Below are 16144 nucleotides of genomic sequence, written 5' to 3' on the forward strand. Positions count from 1 at the left end.
GAAGGCTGTCGTTCCCCTCACTTTGCCTGGAGTAAGCGATGTTCCCGCGTGACGTCCGCATCGAAACCTACGATCCCGAACTGGCCAAGGCCATCGCCGCCGAAACCCAGCGCCAGGAAGACCACGTCGAGCTGATCGCCAGCGAGAACTACACCAGCCCGGCGGTGATGGAAGCCCAGGGCAGCCAGTTGACCAACAAGTACGCTGAAGGCTATCCGGGCAAGCGCTACTACGGTGGCTGCGAATACGTGGACATCGCCGAGCAGCTGGCGATCGACCGCCTCAAGCAGCTGTTCGATGCCGACTACGCCAACGTGCAGCCGCACAGCGGCTCGCAGGCCAACCAGGCCGTGTACTTCGCGCTGCTGCAGCCGGGCGACACCATCCTGGGCATGAGCCTGGCCCATGGTGGCCACCTGACCCACGGTGCCAAGGTCAACGCCTCGGGCAAGCTGTTCAACGCCGTGCAGTACGGGGTGAACGAGCAGGGCCTGATCGACTATGACGAGGTCGAGCGCCTGGCCCTGGAGCACAAGCCGAAGATGGTCGTGGCCGGCTTCTCGGCCTATTCGCAGGTGGTGGACTGGGCGCGCTTCCGCGCCATCGCCGACAAGGTCGGTGCTTACCTGTTCGTGGACATGGCCCACGTGGCCGGCCTGGTCGCCGCCGGCGTGTACCCGAGCCCGCTGCCGCACGCGCACGTGGTCACCTCCACCACGCACAAGACCCTGCGCGGTCCGCGTGGCGGCATCATCATCGCCAAGGGCGCCGGCGAAGAGATCGAGAAGAAGCTGCAGTCGATCGTGTTCCCGGGCATCCAGGGCGGCCCGCTGATGCACGTCATCGCGGCCAAGGCCGTGGCCTTCAAGGAAGCGCTGGAGCCGGGCTTCAAGGCCTACCAGCAGCAGGTGGTGAAGAATGCCCAGGCGATGGCCACCACGCTGATCGCGCGCGGCTACAAGATCGTCTCCGGCGGCACCGAGAACCACCTGATGCTGGTCGACATGATCGGCAAGGACGTTTCCGGCAAGGACGCGGAAGCCGCGCTGGGCAAGGCCCACATCACGGTCAACAAGAACTCGGTACCCAACGACCCGCGCTCGCCGTTCGTGACCTCGGGCCTGCGCCTGGGCACCCCGGCGGTGACCACCCGCGGCTACCAGGAAGCCGACTGCGTCGAACTGGCCAACTGGATTGCCGACGTGCTGGACGCCCCGGCCGATGAGGCGGTGATCGCCCGCGTGCGCGATGCGGTCAGCGCGCAGTGCCGCAAGTACCCGGTCTACGGGTAATGGGCGAGACCCTGCAGCGGCGCCTGTACATCGCGCAGGCGCTGCTGCTGGGGTTGCCCGCGCTGGTCGCCGGTGGCGGCGTGGCCGGGCTGGCGTTGTACGTCTTCTTCGACCGCCACGGCTACATGGCCAATCGTGAAGGCCTGTTCCTGCTGGGATGGGCCTTGGCCGGGGTGTGTGGCCTGCTGGGCTGGGCCTGGCTGAGCGTGGTCTACCTGCGCAGGGGGCGAACCGCCCTGCGCAGCACCGGCCTGCTGCCGTGGGTGGGGCTGGGGTTGGGCGTGGTGGCCGCGCTGGGCGTGGTCGCACTGGTCGCTTACAACTCGCTTTCCGGCAGCTCGTGGCGGGCGCTGGGCTATCTGCTCGTGGGTCCGCCCCTGCTGGTCTGCAGCGCGCATCTGCTCTGGTTGCGGACGGTTCCGGCCGCTGCCGGCGAATCCTGATCGACATCGCGATTTGTACGCCGGGGTCTTCTCAGGTACCGTTGCGACGCTGCCGTGACCACGGCATGACGTTTCTCCGATGCAAGGCGTTCCATGTACTGTCCGTTCTGCCAGCATGCCGATACCCGGGTGATCGACTCGCGCGTCTCCGAAGACGGTGCGACGATCCGCCGTCGGCGTGAATGCGAGGCGTGCAGCGAGCGCTTCAGCACCCTGGAAACCATCGAATTGAAGCTGCCGGCGATCGTGAAGAGCGATGGCAGCCGCGAGCAGTTCGATGCGCGCAAGCTGCGGGTGGGCTTCGACCGCGCGCTGCAGAAGCGCCCGGTGCCCGAAGACAAGATCGAACTGGCGGTGCGCGCGGTGATGCAGCAACTGCGCATGTGCGGCGAGCGCGAGATTCCGTCGATCAAGGTCGGCGAGTTCGTGATGAACGAACTGCGCAAGCTCGACCACGTGGCATATGTACGGTTTGCCTCGGTTTACCGAAGCTTCGAGGACGTGGCCGATTTCCGCGAGGAAATCGAGAAGCTCGAACGCGAGCTGCCGTCCAGTACCGAACAGTTGCAGCTGCTGGGCGATGTGATCGCCCTGACCAAAAAAAAGAAGGGGTAGAGCGGACTGTTAGTCCGCTGCTCTTGATCCGCTTCTTGCCGAAGCAGCGGACTGACAGTCCGCCCTACCATGCCTTGGCGGCAGCGGACTGACAGTCCGCTCTGCCGGGGCTTGGCGTTACCATGCCCGCCATGAGCGATTTCTCCACGTTGGATCACCTGCACATGGCCCGCGCGCTGCGCCTGGCCGAACGCGGCCGGTTCACCGCCCGGCCCAACCCGATGGTCGGCTGCGTCATCGCGCACGGCGACCGGGTGGTCGGCGAGGGCTGGCACCAGCGCACCGGTGGCCCGCACGCCGAAGTGTTCGCGCTGCGCCAGGCCGGCGAAGAGGCGCGCCGTGCCACCGCCTACGTGACCCTGGAACCCTGCGCCCATCACGGGCGCACCCCGCCGTGCGCGCTGGCATTGATCGAGGCCCGGGTAGCCAGGGTGGTGGCGGCCATGCGCGACCCGTTCCCCAAGGTGGATGGCGGCGGCTTCGTGCTGCTGCGCGAGGCGGGCATCGAGGTGGCTGAAGGTTTGATGGCGGCGCAGGCGCGTGAGTTGAATCGTGGCTTCCTGTCGCGCGTTGAACGTGGCCGGCCGTGGCTGCGGGTGAAGCTGGCCGCCAGCCTGGACGGGCGCACGGCGATGGCCGATGGCACCTCCAAGTGGATTACCGGCGACGCGGCCCGCACTGACGTGCAGCGCTGGCGCGCACGAGCCGGTGCGATCCTGACCGGGGCCGATACCGTGTTGGCCGATGACCCGCAGTTGACCGTGCGGCTGGCCGATACCGAGGTCATGCCGCCGTTGCGGGTGGTGCTCGATACGCGCCTTCGGTCGCTCGAATGCGCGCGGGTGCGCGAAGGTGGGTCGCCGACCCTGTACCTGCACGATGCGTCGGTGAGCCCGCCTGATGCGGCCGATGCCGAATTTGCCAGCGTGCCCAGCCTGGACGGGCGACTGGATCTGGGTGCCGTATTGGCGCTGTTGGCCGAACGCGGCATCAATGAAGTGCATACCGAAGCCGGGGCCACGCTGTCCGGCGCGCTGCTGGCCGGCGGCTGGGTCGATGAGCTGCTGCTGTACCAGGCGCCCACGCTGCTGGGAGAGCATGGCCGGCCGCTGCTGGGCGGCCTGGGCATTCACGACATGGCGCAGCAGCGACGGCTGCGGGTCGTCGATCAGCGGCAGGTGGGAGCGGATCTGAGGTTGTTGCTGCGCGTGTGAGGCTTCTGCCACGCAGGGCGTGGCACTACGCCTCGGGTAGGCCGGTAGCACCCGACCGTTGGTCGGGTGGCGCCGCACGGCGGCGGGCAGATCAGGAGGCGACGTCCGGCTGCAGCGCCTCCAGGTGGCGAACGGTCTGTGGAAACTGTTGCACCAGTCGAATGAGGGTCGATGCCTGCGCGTTGGGACGCGCGCGGCCCTGCTCCCAGTTCTCCAGCGTGCGAGCATTGGTACGCAGGTACGTGGCAAACACCGGCCGTGACATGTTCAGCTGTTCACGGATCGCGACCAGCTCTTCCGCATGCAGCGGGGGCAACGGCTGCAGTCGAACGTTGTGCGTGCGCAGCGTGCTCTTCCCCGAGCGCTCGTCCTCCAGCGCGTGCAGCCCTTCGACAAGCTCGGCAAATACGTCGCGTTTCATCATGTGGTCCTCGCCAGAAGTTCGGCCTCAAGCATTCTTTTCAACAGTCTTTTCTGCATCGCGTCCAGGTCGTCCTGGACGCCCTTGCCACGCTGCCTGCGGTCGTCGGAAAAGCGAAGCTTGCGGAGACCGCCAGTGCCTACGATCACGTCGCCAGCCTCCGGCGCCCGCAGCAGGAACTGCTGAAGCGCGCAGAGCCCATCGTTGTCGAGGTAGGCGGCACGGTGGCGCGAGAACGCCGGCATCTCCACGAACACGGCGTGCATAAGTATACGTTATCTGCGTAGGGTTGCCAGCCACCTTACCTTGCACCATCACACCAGAAGGGGCAGCCGTTCACACCTCACTCTGTGTATTTTTCGAGTATTCGATCAAGTTCCGGAAAGCGATAGGTTGCCACCGCTTGCCCAAAAAAAACGGGCCCCTTGCGGGGCCCGTCGATCATGGCGCGGGTTAGCGCTGCCCGATCAGTAACTTAGAAGCTGGCGCGCACGCCGACCGAGTACTGGGTGATGTCGTCGAAGTACTGGACTTCGCCGATGAGGCCCCAGTTGCGGTTGAAGCTGACCTGGCCGCCCAGGGTGCCGATCCACTCGCCGTCCATGTCGCTGCCGTCGATGTAGCCGGCCTTCAGCCAGGCTTCGGTCGCGCGCGAGGGCTTGCCACGCAGGCCCAGCGCACCGCGGCCGGCATTGGTATGCACCTTCTCGGTTTCGCTGAACTCGCCGTCCTCGAACTTCACTTCGTTGTTGATGCGCATCCACGCGATGTCCGCGGTGAAGTCCAGGCGGTCGGTGAACGGCATGTGGTAGCCGATGCCTGCCTCCGGCTGGTCGATGGTGTTCTTGATGCGGTACTCGCCGATGCTGTCTTCCAGGTGGTAGGTCTCGGAAACAGTGCTGTAGCCGCCGAACACGTACACCTGCTCGGCAATGGCGAACGAACCGCGGATGAAGCCGCCGTCCAGCTTGGGGTTGCTGCCGGGGGTGCTGACCTGCAGCTGGGTCCAGCCGCCTTCAACATAGGTGTAGCTCATGGCGTCGGCAGCAGAGGCGGCCATCGGAGCGGCGGCCAGCAGGGCGGCGGCCAGGACGAGCATCTTGCGCATCGGAATTCCTTGGAAAGTGAGGTCCATTTCAGCCAGCCCGTCGTGGGCGGCAGGGCGGCGATCATCGCCGCGCGGCGCATCTTAACAAATTGTTTACAGAAAGCGAGCGCTCAGCCAGCGCTGCTACAATGGCCGCGCCGGTTCGCCGGTATACAAACGTCTTCAGGGCGGGGTGCGATTCCCCACCGGCGGTAGGTGCGCAAGCACGAGCCCGCGAGCGCTTCCGGCCCCGCCGGAAGGTCAGCAGATCCGGTCCGATGCCGGAGCCGACGGTATAGTCCGGATGAAAGAAGACGGTGCTACAGGGCCTGCATGGCCCTGCGCCCGCCTGTTTGCCTTGCGGCGTTTTTCGCTCACTTTTCGCGGAGAACGTTAGTGTTTACTGGAATCATCGAAGGCGTCGGCCATGTGGCCGCACGCGATCCCCTCGGCGGCGATGTCCGCTTCACCTTCCACGTCGGCAGCCTGCCGTTCGAGCACGTGCAGCTCGGCGAGAGCATCGCCATCAACGGCGTGTGCCTGACCGTCATCGCCCATGATGCCACTTCGTTCCAGGCCGATGCCTCGACCGAGACCCTGGGCCTGACCACGCTGGGCCAGCTGGCGCCGGGTGCGGTGATCAACCTGGAGCGCGCCATGCGCCCGACCGACCGCCTCGGTGGCCACCTGGTCAGCGGCCATGTGGACGGCCTCGGCCAGGTGCTGTCCATCCACGAGGACGCGCGCGCCCAGCGCTGGCGCTTTGCCGCGCCGGCCGGTCTGCTGCGCTATATCGCCAAGAAGGGCTCGATCTGCGTGGACGGGGTCAGCCTGACCGTCAACGAGGTGGATGACGCCGGCTTCGAGGTCGCGCTTATTCCGCATACCGTGGCCAACACCGCCTTTGCCGCCACCGGCGTGGGCAGTGCGGTCAATCTCGAAATCGACCTGGTCGCCCGTTACGTCGAACGGCTGGTCGCCCCCCAGGTACAGGACACCCGCGCATGAATTTCGCTCCCATCCCCGAAATCCTCGAGGACATCCGCCTGGGCCGCATGGTGGTCATCGTCGATGACGAAGACCGCGAGAACGAAGGCGACCTGATCATGGCCGCCGAACTGGTCAAGCCGTCGGACATCAACTTCATGGTCACCCACGGCCGTGGCCTGGTGTGCCTGCCGTTGACCCGCGAACGTGCCGCCGACCTCGGCCTGGCGCCGATGGTGCAGGCCAATACCGCCCAGTTCCAGACCAACTTCACGGTCAGCATCGAGGCCGCCGAAGGCGTCACCACCGGCATTTCGGCCTACGACCGCGCGCATACCATCCGCACGGCGGTGAAGCCCGATGCCAAGCCGGCCGACCTGCACCAGCCGGGGCACATCTTCCCGCTGATCGCCCAGCCGGGCGGCGTGCTGACCCGCGCCGGCCATACCGAAGCGGGTGTGGACCTGGCCATGCTGGCCGGGCTGGAGCCGGCCGGGGTGCTGGTGGAGATCCTCAACCCCGATGGCAGCATGGCGCGCCGCCCGGAGCTGGAGGTGTTCGCGCGCGAGCACGGCCTGAAGATCGGCTCCATCGCCGACCTGATCGCCTACCGCCTGGCCACCGAGAAGACGGTCGAACGGGTCGATGAGCGTGAGATCGACACCGAATTCGGCCCGTTCAAGCTGGTGACCTACCGCGACCGGATCGCACACGACCTGCATTTCGCCCTGGTCCGCGGCACCCCCGATACCCAGCCGACCCTGGTCCGGGTGCAGGTGGAGAACCCCTTGGCCGATCTGCTGCACTGGCGCCGCGACGATTTCGGCGTGGCGTCCACCGACGCCCTGCGCGCCATCGCGGCCGCCGAGCGCGGCGTGATGGTGGTGCTGTCGGCCCCGCGTGACAGCAACAGCCTGCTGGCCCGCCTGCGCCAGCAGCCGCAGCCGGTCACCCCGGGCAAGGACAAGGACGTGAGCCAGTGGCGCCGCAACGGTGCCGGCGCCCAGATCCTGTCCGACCTGGGCCTGGGCCAGCTGCGCGTGCTGGGCACCCCGCGCCGCCAGATCGGCCTGGCCGGCTACGGCCTGGAGATCATCGAAACGGTGGGGAGCCCGTCATCGCATGCGCGCTGACGCCCCACGATCTGCTTCGCAAACCGCGGGCCCCTCTTACCATCACCCAGACCCCCGCCGCTTCGCGGCAGCCCCCTGACTCAGGGGGCTTTTCCACCCGACCCGTCCCGCAGCGTGCCGCAATCCGGCTACGCGCGGCCATGCGCTAGAATATTCATCTATTAAATGGACCCCACGCCGATCATGAGCCACTACGAAGGCGATCTCCGGACACCGGAACAGGCCCGTTTCGCCATCCTCGCCAGCCGCTGGAATGCCCGCATCACCGACGTGCTGGTGGCCGGCGCGCGCCAGAGCCTGGCCGGCAACGGGATCCAGGAAGCGGCCATCGACGTGATCCGGGTGCCGGGCGCGTGGGAACTGCCCCTGGTGGCCGCGCGCCTGGCGGCAGCGCACGAACATGCCGCGATCATCGCCCTGGGCTGTGTGATCCGTGGCGACACCCGCCACTACGAACACGTGGCCGACCGCTGCGCCGAAGGCCTGATGCGTGTGCAGCTGGATTTCGGCGTGCCGGTGCTCAATGGCGTGCTGGCGGTCGAACGCGCCGAGGATGCCGAGGCCCGCGCCGGTGGCAGCCACGGCAACAAGGGTGAGGAAGCCGCACTGACGGCGTTGGAAATGGTCAATCTTCTGGAGCAGTTGCCGTGAACAAGTCAAACCCGGGCAAGCCCGCCGGCAAGCCGGTCCGCCGCGATGGCATCGACCCGGTGCTGCGCTCGCGCGCGCGTCGTCGTGCCCTGCAGGCGATCTACGCCTGGCAGATCTCCGGCGGCAACGCGCAGGCCCTGATCGCCCAGTTCGCCCACGAGCAGGCGCGCGAGATCGCCGACCTGGCGTATTTCGAGGCGCTGGTGAGCGGCGTGCTCGACCACCGCAAGGACCTCGACGAGGCGCTGGATCCGTTCGTGGACCGCGGCATCGAGGAAGTGGACGCCATCGAGCGTGCCGCGCTGCGCGTGGCCGCGTTCGAGCTGCGCTACCGCATGGACGTGCCGTACCGCGTGGTGATCAACGAAGCGATCGAATCGACCAAGAAGTTTGGTTCCGAACACGGCCACACTTACGTCAACGGCGTGCTGGATCGCGCTGCGGTGGAGTGGCGCAAGGTCGAAAGCGGGCACTGAGCCGGGTCGGGGAACGCCCATGTCCCTCGCCGAATTCTCCCTGATCGAACGCATCCGCACGCGCACCCGCGCGCGTGCCGATGTGGTGCTCGGCATCGGCGACGATGCCGCGCTGCTGCAGCCGCGTGCCGGCCAACAGCTGGTGGTCACCGCCGATACGCTCAACAGCGGCGTGCATTTCCCTGCGGAAACCCCGGCGTATGACATCGGCTGGAAGACCTTGGCGGTGAATCTTTCCGACCTGGCGTCGATGGGCGCGCAGCCGGCCTGGTGCGTGCTGGCACTGTCGCTGCCCGACGCCGACCCGGACTGGGTGGATGCGTTTGCCGACGGCTTTTTCGCCTTGGCCGATGCGCACGACATCGTGCTGATCGGGGGCGACACCACGCGTGGCCCGTTGTCGCTGTCGGTGACCGCGATGGGGCAGGTGGCGCCGGGTGCGGCACTGCGCCGCGATGGCGCGCAGGTGGGCGACGATGTCTGGGTCAGCGGCACGCTCGGCGACGCCGCCGTGGCCCTGCGCGCCTGGCAGGGCGGTACCCTCGACGTGCGTCGGCCCGCCGAAGATGCGCCGGTGGACTACCTTCGCCAGCGCCTGGCCCGGCCCACACCGCGGGTGGCCCTCGGCGCCGCGCTGGTGGGTGTGGCGCATGCGGCCGTCGATATCTCCGATGGCCTGCTGGCGGACCTGGGACACATCTGCGAACGCAGTGGCGTAGGCGCGCGCGTGGACCCCGAGCGCCTGCCGGTGTCCGACGCAGCGCGGGCACGGGTGGGTCTGACCCATGCGCGCGAGGCCGCGCTGCGCGGCGGCGACGATTACGAACTCTGCTTCACCGCCGCCGCTGCGCAACAGGGGGCGGTCGAGGCCATCGCCGCGCGCCTGGCGCTGCCACTCACCCGCATCGGCGCGATCGTGGCAGGCCAGGGCGTGGATGCCGGTGGCGAAACCACCGGCCATCGCGGCTACGAGCACTTCACCGAGCTGTAGCGCCGAACCGAAGCGCTCACCAATCGCAGGACAGCCCCAGTTGCGCGGCGGTTTCCCGGTAGCCGCCATCGCCGCGCGTCAGCGCCAGCCCGCCCCATGCCGAAACGCCCCGGCCGACACCGACGCGGGCGCCCGCGCCGAGCGCGTAGCGGTTGCGCGGCGTGCTGGCGCGCAGCGCCTCGTCGTCGAAGGCGATGCCGTTGCCGGCCCCGTCGCGGTACCAGTTCGCCGTTGCGTACGGCTGCAGGGACACGGCGCCACTGCCGCGGTCGGTCGCCCCTTCCAGGCGCATGCCCAGCCGGCCCGACAGGCCGTGGTCGCCCAGGCTGCGTACCGTGGTGCCGTTGCGCTCGCGGTGCACGTCCATGGCAGCAGCGGTATGGAGCAGTTGCAGCTCCGGCTGCAGGCTCAGCGCCGTGGCGCCGATGCGACCGACATCCAGGCGGTAGCCGACTTCCAGCGACGACTGCCACAGGTCCGCGTCGTAGCGCTCGGTCTCCAGGCCATCGCCTTCCACGCGGCTGCGGAACTTTCCGCGCTGCAGCGATGCGTCCACCCACACGGCGTCATTGCGCCAGCTGCCGTACACGCCTGCCGCGCCGCCTTCCACCTTGCCGCGTGCGCGGTAGCCGGTGAGGGAGGAGCGTGAGGTCGCCTGCGACCGGGCGGCCGCGAGCATCACGCCCACGCGGCCACGGTCGGCAGCAAACGCGCCGATGTCGGTGCCGACCAGCAGGCGCGAGCGGTCTACATCAAGGGCAAGCTGGTCCTTGACCGCGCCCAGGCGGGTATGGGTTCCATCCAGCGTCGCCCAGGCGCGCACGTCGCTGCGGGTAGACGCGTGCTGCGCGGTGCGCTCGCGCGCACTGTGGCGCAGCAGGTGGTGGACCGCGAACTGGTTGGCCAGGTAGGCGCCGGTTTCGGGGCGAAGCACGGGAGCCGGCTGTCCGGGATCGACGGGATCCGCGGGCTCATCGGGATCGACCGGATCCACTGGATCGACGGGATCTACCGGATCAATTGGGTCCACCGGGTCCACCGGGTCCACCGGATCAACGGGGTCAATCGGATCAATCGGCTCGCACTGCGGCAGGCTGGGATCAACCTCGCACGGATCCGGCGTGGGGCCGCCCTCCGAGCGCAGGTACCAGCTGCCGTCGATGCCCTTGACCAGGAAATACTCATACTGGCCGCCGACGGCACGCCCGACCAGGTCGAACCGCGCGTTGGATTCGCCGACGATGCTGATGAGCGCGATGCCACGGTCGGTCTTCGCGCCGGCACCGCCCACATTGAGCACGCGTACGCCAGCCTGGCCGTTGGCATCACCGGTGATCACCAGGCGGTCCGTGAGCGAGGCGTCATCGCCGAGCACGGTATTGAACGCCAGGGTGCCACCATTGCCCAGGAAATCATCGACGGTGAGGGTGTTGAAGGTGGTTCCATCGCTCAGCGCGACGGTGCCGGTGGTGTCGATCCGCAGGCGGCCCACCCTGCTGTCGCCGGTCAACTGCCAGGAGGCATCCGTGCCCAGCGTGGCCGATCCGACACCGAGGAATCGGCCCTCGATGCGCGCACTGTTGCGCAGGGCCACGTCCACATGGAGGTTGTCGCCCGCCCCGTTCACGCTTATATCGCCTGCAAGCTGCGCATCGTCCACGCTGAAGTTGATCCAGCGCTGCCCGGCGTTCGGGTTGCCGTCAACCCGCAGCAGATTGCCATCGCCGCCGAACAGCTGGGAACCGTTGACGATCTCGATGTCATAAAGGCGATCCGAGGCATCGGTGTAGAGCGCGTTGACATGGATGGCGGCGCCACGGCCCGAGCGGATGGTCGAATTGTCCACGCGGACGTGGCCTACACCGTCCCTGCCGACCAAGCCTTCGAACAGAACGCCTACGTTCGCGGCCTCGATGTGCGAGCGGTCGAGGATGTCCACCCGGCCGTGGTCCAGGCGCACGCCCACTCCCGAATCGCGGTCGGCAACGCCTTCCACGTCGCGGACGTGGACGCGGCTGGAATCCAGCACCACCTGCATCGGGCCGTGGTCGGACCCATCGAAGGGCAGCAGCGCAATGCCCACGCTCCCGCCGACGAAGTCCGCGCCGAGGTTCTCCATCAGGATGTCGCTGCCGACCAGGTGGGCCGAAGACGCACCGTTGAGCCACAGCCCGCCGCCCAAGAACCGGGTGCCGGCTGCCTCCAGTCTGGCGCCGCCGCTTAGTACGGCCGTCCGGCCGTAGTTGGCATTGCGGGTGACGGTGGCACCGGACAAGGTGACGTGCGATCCGCTGTCGGCATCGATCGAGCGCGATTGGCCAAGATGGACCACCAGTGAGGCGCCGTTGCGCAGGGACCACGACTCGCTGCCGTCCCCGGGCCCGATCACGGCGGTCTGGTCTTCCCCGTCGAGTTCGCGCGCGGCGAGGCCGCCCAACGGCAGCGCCAGCAGCGCGAGCATCACGCTGTTGGCCAACGAGGTGCGCATCGAAAGAGGGGTGGGGCGGGTACGGCGGGGCGGCATCATCGTCTGGCGTCCTGGTCGGGGGCAGAGGACTCCCGACCATCACCACGGCGTTGGCTGCAGGAGGGCGTGGGACGACGTGGCCAAAGTCCGCGCATCCACCGCGGGGCCGTGTGGCAGGCCGGGTGTCCAGGGGGCGACAAGAATGCGCAGCGATGCGCGCCCGGCCCATGCAAGGAATTGCAAAGCGTCACACTTTGCGCGTGACGTGCTTACCAGTCGCAGGACAGCCCCAGCTGCGCGGCGGTTTCCCGGTAGCCGCCATCGCCGCGCGTCAGCGCCAGCCCACCCCATGCCGAAACGCCCCGGCCGACACCGACGCGGGCGCCCGCGCCGAGCGCGTAGCGGTTGCGCGGGGTGCTGGCGCGCAGCGCCTCGTCGTCGAAGGCGATGCCGTTGCCGGCCCCGTCGCGATACCAGTTCGCCGTTGCGTACGGCTGCAGGGACATGGTGCCACTGCTGCGCTCGGTCGCGCCTTCCAGGCGCATGCCCAGCCGGCCCGACAGGCCGTGGTCGCCCAGGCTGCGTACCGTGGTGCCGTTGCCCTCGCGATGCACGTCCATGGCAGCATCGGTATGGAGCAGTTGCAGCTCCGGCTGCAGGCTCAGCGCCGTGGCGCCGATGCGACCGACATCCACGCGGTAGCCGACTTCCAGCGACGACTGCCACAGGTCCGCGTCGTAGCGCTCGGTCTGCAGGCCATCGCCTTCCACGCGGTTGCGGAACCGGCCGCGCTGCACCGATGCATCCACGGACACGGCGTCATTGCGCCAGCTGCCGTACACACCTGCCGCGCCGCCTTCCACCTTGCCGCGTGCGCGGTAGCCGGTGAGGGACGAGCGCGAGGTCGCCTGCGACTGCGCGGCCGTGAGCATCACGCCCACGCGGCCCCGGTCGGCAGCGAACGCGCCGATGTCGGTGCCGACCAGCAGGCGCGAGCGGTCCACATCGAGCGCAAGCTGGTCCTTGACCGCGCCCAGCCGGGTATGGGTTCCATCCAGCGTCGCCCACGCGCGCACGTTCCCACGGGTAGACGCGTGCTGCGCGGTGCGCTCGCGCGCACTGTGGCGCAGCAGATGGTGGAGCGCGAACTGGTTGGCCAGGTAGGCGCCGGTTTCGGGGCGAAGCACGGGAGCCGGCTGTCCGGGATCGACGGGATCCGCGGGCTCATCGGGATCGACCGGATCCACTGGATCGACGGGATCTACCGGATCAATTGGGTCCACCGGGTCCACCGGATCAACGGGGTCGACCGGATCAATCGGATCAATCGGCTCGCACTGCGGCAGGCTGGGATCAACCTCGCACGGATCCGGCGTGGGGCCGCCCTCCGAGCGCAGGTACCAGCTGCCGTCGATGCCCTTGACCAGGAAATACTCGTACTGGCCGCCGACGGCACGCCCGACCAGGTCGAACTGCGCGTTGGATTCGCCGACGATGCTGATCAGCGCGATGCCACGGTCGGTCTTCGCGCCGGCGCCGCCCACGTTGAGCACGCGCACGTTGGCCTGGCCGTTGGCATCACCGGTGATCACCAGGCGGTCCGTGCGCGAGGCGTCATCGCCGAGCACGGTGTTGAAGGCCAGGGTGCCGCCGTTGCCCACGAAGTTGTCCACGCTCAGCGTGTTGAATGCGACGCCACTGCCCAGCGCAACCGTGCCGGCACCGTCCAGCTGCAGGTGGCCGACGCTGCTGTCGCCGGTCAGCAGCCAGCTGCTGCCGCTGCCGATTCCCGCCGAGGTCACGTTGGACAGGCGGCCCTCGATGCGCGCGTTGTTCTCCAGCAGCAGGTCGATACGCCCGCCAGCGGCACTGTCATCGAGGGTGATGTCACCCTGCAGGCGTGCGTTGTCGACCACCACGTTGACATGCGGTTGGCCGCCACCTGCGGCGTCGGTCGAGTTGCGCACGCGCAGCAGATGACCGTCGCCACCGGTGAGGCGGGCGTCGTTGGCAATGCGCACGTCATAGGTGTGATTGGCATCCAGGACCTCGATCGCCGCACCGCGGCGGGAGAGGATCGTCGACTCCTCGACGATCAAGCGGCCGTCGCCACGGCTGTCGTGAAGCATCACCCCGACGTTGCCCGCATCGATGTGCGAGCCGTTCAGCAGTTCCACTACGCCCGCGCCGTGGCGAATGCCGATGCCCGTGGCGTAATGCGGGTGATCCGGCCTGTCCACCACGTGGAGGGTCGAGGCATCCAGCGTCACCCGGGCGTCGGTGGTGCTGTCGATCATCATGATGCCGACCGTCGGGACGGACTCGGGGGCCTCCTCGCCAATAGTGACCCGGCTGTAGTGCAGGTATACCGAGGAGCTGGTCCATGAGCGGATGCCACCGTGCTCGATGCGCGAGTAGCTGGACATCAGCGCGGAGCCACCGCGCAGTTCGATGGCTTCCGCGTTGGAATGCTCGCGTTCGACCTGTGCATTCATCAGCGTGACCAGGCTGCCGTCCCGTGCGCTGATGCTGTACGTGCGGCCTCCATTGACCAGAAGGTCCGCGCCGTTGGTCAGCAGCCACCATTCCTGGGGATCGCCCTGCGTGACTTCGTGCGCTTCGCCGTCGAGTTCGCGTGCGCTGGCATCGCCCGGTGGGAGCATCAGCAGGGCCAGCATCAGGGAGGACGCGAGCGGGCGCATCGAAACACGGGCGGAGGAGGAGCGGTTTGGCATCATCGTCGGGCGTTCTGGTCGGAGGGCAGAGGGACACCCGACCATCGGCACAGCGTTGGGATGCAGGCAGGCCGGTCGCGCAGCACGCTGTTGCGCAGGCAGGCCGGATGTCCAGGGGGCGACAAGAATGCGCAGCGATGCGCGCGCGGCCCATGCAAGGAATTGCAAAGCATCACACTTTGCGCGTGACGCGCTCCGCCCTTTGCGACGACGTGGCGAAAACGTCGTCGATTACAGCGGCGGCAGCACCTTGCCCGGATTGAGGATGTCGTCCGGGTCGAGTGCGTGCTTGATCGCGCGCATCGCCGCCAACGTAGCCGGCGTAAAGGCCTGCGTCATGAAGTCGCGTTTGGCCAATCCGATGCCATGCTCGCCCGACAGCGTGCCGCCCAGCGCCAGGGTGAGTTCGAAGATCTTCGGCAACGCCGCCTGCGCACGCGCGTTCTCGTCCGCGTCGTCGGGGTGGTACAGGATGTTCACGTGCAGGTTGCCATTGCCGGCATGGCCGAAGGTGACGATGGTCAGCGTGTACTGCTGCGCCAGTCCCTGCACACCGGCCACCAGGTCCGGAATGCGCGACACCGGCACCACCACGTCTTCGTTGATCTTGCCCGGCGCGATGCTGCGCAGTGCGGGTGACAGTGCCTTGCGCGCGGCCCACAGCTTCTCGCGCGCACTGCCTTCCATTGCCACATCCAGCGCCAGCATGCCGTCGCCTTCGGCGGCCGTGGCCAAGGCCTGCAGCAGGTAGGGCAGGGTGTCGTGGTCTCCATCGGCTTCGACCAGCAGCATCGCGCCGGCCTCCGGCACCTCGGCGCCATTGCGGCGCAGCAGCTCCAGGCTGCGCGCATCCATGAACTCCAGCCGGGTCGGCACCACCGGCTGCGCCATCAGCCGCGACACCGCCGCCGCCGCCGCGTCCGCGTCGCGGTACAGCACCCGCAGCCCGGCCTGGGCCACCGGCAACGGGGTCAGCTTCAAGGTGGCTTCCACGATCAGCGCCAGGGTGCCTTCGCTGCCCACCAGCAGGTGGGTCAGGTCGTAGCCGGTGGCGTCCTTGGTATAGGCGCCGCCGCACTGGATCAGTTCACCGGCGCCGGTGACCGCAACGAGCCCAAGCACGTTGTCGCGGCTGGTACCGTACTTCACCGCGCGTGGGCCGCCCGCGTTGCAGGCCAGGTTGCCACCGATGCTGCAGATATCGGCGCTGGACGGATCCGGTGCCCAGAACAGCCCGTGCCCGACCAGGGCGTGCTGCAGGTTGCCATTGAGCACGCCCGGTTCCACCACCGCGCAGCGGTTGCCCGGCTGGATGTCGAGGATGCGGTCCATGCGCGCGAACGACAGCACGATGCTGCCGTTGACCGGTACCGCCGCACCGGTGGTGCCGGTACCGGCGCCGCGCGCCACCACCGGCACCCCGTGTGCGCGGCAGGCGCGCACGATCTGCTGCACCTGCTCGCGGTCGCGCGGCAGCGCCACGCCGTTGGGCAGCGCATGCCGCCAGGAGTTGTCCTGTGCATGTGCAGCCAGCGTGGTGGCATCGGTGCGCCAGCCATCCTCACCGAGCAGCGCCTGCAGGGTGGCGGAAAATTCAGCAGGCAGGGTCGTCGTCATTGCAGCCATCCGGTA

The 16144-nt window shown here is 68.1% G+C and carries 15 protein-coding genes and 1 riboswitch; of the genes, 9 read left to right on the forward strand and 6 right to left on the reverse strand.

Annotation, left to right across the window (positions count from 1 at the left end; all coding sequences use genetic code 11):
• Positions 1-38 precede the first annotated feature (38 nt).
• The 4 genes from glyA to ribD all read left to right on the forward strand — a co-directional run bounded on the left by glyA (position 39) and on the right by ribD (position 3564).
• Positions 39-1292, forward strand: coding sequence for a serine hydroxymethyltransferase (glyA, locus tag AC06E7_RS13785; protein ID WP_093536117.1), 1254 nt, complete (start codon positions 39-41; stop codon positions 1290-1292).
• The gene (locus tag AC06E7_RS13790; protein ID WP_320458082.1) at positions 1292-1735 is read left to right on the forward strand and encodes a hypothetical protein; all 444 of its coding nucleotides are present in this window, start codon (positions 1292-1294) and stop codon (positions 1733-1735) included. Before glyA ends, AC06E7_RS13790 begins: the two co-directional genes overlap by 1 nt.
• 93 nt (positions 1736-1828) lie before the next feature.
• A complete protein-coding gene (nrdR, locus tag AC06E7_RS13795; protein WP_068849191.1) occupies positions 1829-2350 on the forward strand; it encodes a transcriptional regulator NrdR in 522 nt (173 codons plus the stop codon).
• Positions 2351-2481: 131 nt separating this feature from the next.
• Entirely contained in the window at positions 2482-3564 is a 1083-nt protein-coding gene (gene ribD, locus AC06E7_RS13800) for a bifunctional diaminohydroxyphosphoribosylaminopyrimidine deaminase/5-amino-6-(5-phosphoribosylamino)uracil reductase RibD (RefSeq protein ID WP_478065089.1), read from the forward strand.
• A gap of 91 nt (positions 3565-3655) precedes the next feature.
• Here the strand turns inward: ribD and AC06E7_RS13805 are convergent, their stop codons facing one another.
• The 3 genes from AC06E7_RS13805 to AC06E7_RS13815 all read right to left on the reverse strand — a co-directional run bounded on the left by AC06E7_RS13805 (position 3656) and on the right by AC06E7_RS13815 (position 5093).
• Positions 3656-3985 carry a helix-turn-helix domain-containing protein gene (locus tag AC06E7_RS13805; RefSeq protein ID WP_478065090.1) on the reverse strand — a complete coding sequence of 110 codons (330 nt, stop codon included), beginning with the start codon at positions 3983-3985 and terminating at the stop codon, positions 3656-3658.
• A complete protein-coding gene (locus AC06E7_RS13810) occupies positions 3985-4251 on the reverse strand; it encodes a hypothetical protein (protein WP_068849197.1) in 267 nt (88 codons plus the stop codon). Before AC06E7_RS13810 ends, AC06E7_RS13805 begins: the two co-directional genes overlap by 1 nt.
• A gap of 209 nt (positions 4252-4460) precedes the next feature.
• On the reverse strand, positions 4461-5093 hold the full coding sequence (locus AC06E7_RS13815; protein WP_320458078.1) for an outer membrane beta-barrel protein: 633 nt from the start codon (positions 5091-5093) through the stop codon (positions 4461-4463).
• Between the two features lie 154 nt (positions 5094-5247).
• Positions 5248-5392: riboswitch (FMN riboswitch) on the forward strand.
• Positions 5393-5468: 76 nt separating this feature from the next.
• On the opposite strand from AC06E7_RS13815, the gene AC06E7_RS13820 reads away from it, so the two are divergent.
• The 5 genes from AC06E7_RS13820 (at position 5469) to thiL (ending at position 9310) form a co-directional block, all read left to right on the forward strand.
• Positions 5469-6080, forward strand: a complete 612-nt coding sequence (locus tag AC06E7_RS13820; protein WP_093536107.1) for a riboflavin synthase — start codon at positions 5469-5471, stop codon at positions 6078-6080.
• Positions 6077-7192, forward strand: a complete 1116-nt coding sequence (ribB, locus tag AC06E7_RS13825; protein ID WP_068849203.1) for a 3,4-dihydroxy-2-butanone-4-phosphate synthase — start codon at positions 6077-6079, stop codon at positions 7190-7192. The genes AC06E7_RS13820 and ribB overlap by 4 nt, the downstream gene beginning before the upstream one ends.
• Positions 7193-7375: 183 nt before the next feature.
• A complete protein-coding gene (ribH, locus tag AC06E7_RS13830) occupies positions 7376-7843 on the forward strand; it encodes a 6,7-dimethyl-8-ribityllumazine synthase (RefSeq protein WP_068854542.1) in 468 nt (155 codons plus the stop codon).
• Positions 7840-8319: a transcription antitermination factor NusB gene (gene nusB / locus AC06E7_RS13835; RefSeq protein ID WP_478065091.1), complete on the forward strand. Its 480-nt coding sequence runs from the start codon at positions 7840-7842 to the stop codon at positions 8317-8319. The genes ribH and nusB overlap by 4 nt, the downstream gene beginning before the upstream one ends.
• 19 nt (positions 8320-8338) lie before the next feature.
• Positions 8339-9310 (forward strand): thiamine-phosphate kinase, encoded by a 972-nt coding sequence (thiL, locus tag AC06E7_RS13840; RefSeq protein ID WP_320458077.1) that lies wholly within the window; start codon positions 8339-8341, stop codon positions 9308-9310.
• Between the two features lie 16 nt (positions 9311-9326).
• Here thiL and AC06E7_RS13845 read toward each other — a convergent pair whose 3' ends face one another.
• From AC06E7_RS13845 to AC06E7_RS13855, 3 genes are all read right to left on the reverse strand, one after another.
• Positions 9327-11837: an autotransporter family protein gene (locus AC06E7_RS13845; protein ID WP_478065092.1), complete on the reverse strand. Its 2511-nt coding sequence runs from the start codon at positions 11835-11837 to the stop codon at positions 9327-9329.
• Positions 11838-12046: 209 nt separating this feature from the next.
• Positions 12047-14479: an autotransporter family protein gene (locus AC06E7_RS13850; RefSeq protein ID WP_478065093.1), complete on the reverse strand. Its 2433-nt coding sequence runs from the start codon at positions 14477-14479 to the stop codon at positions 12047-12049.
• 264 nt (positions 14480-14743) lie between these two features.
• Complete coding sequence (locus AC06E7_RS13855) at positions 14744-16129, reverse strand: FAD-binding oxidoreductase (protein WP_478065094.1); 1386 nt, start codon at positions 16127-16129, stop codon at positions 14744-14746.
• Positions 16130-16144: the final 15 nt, after the last annotated feature.

This window comes from Stenotrophomonas sp. Steno-Z4, from assembly GCF_056393145.1.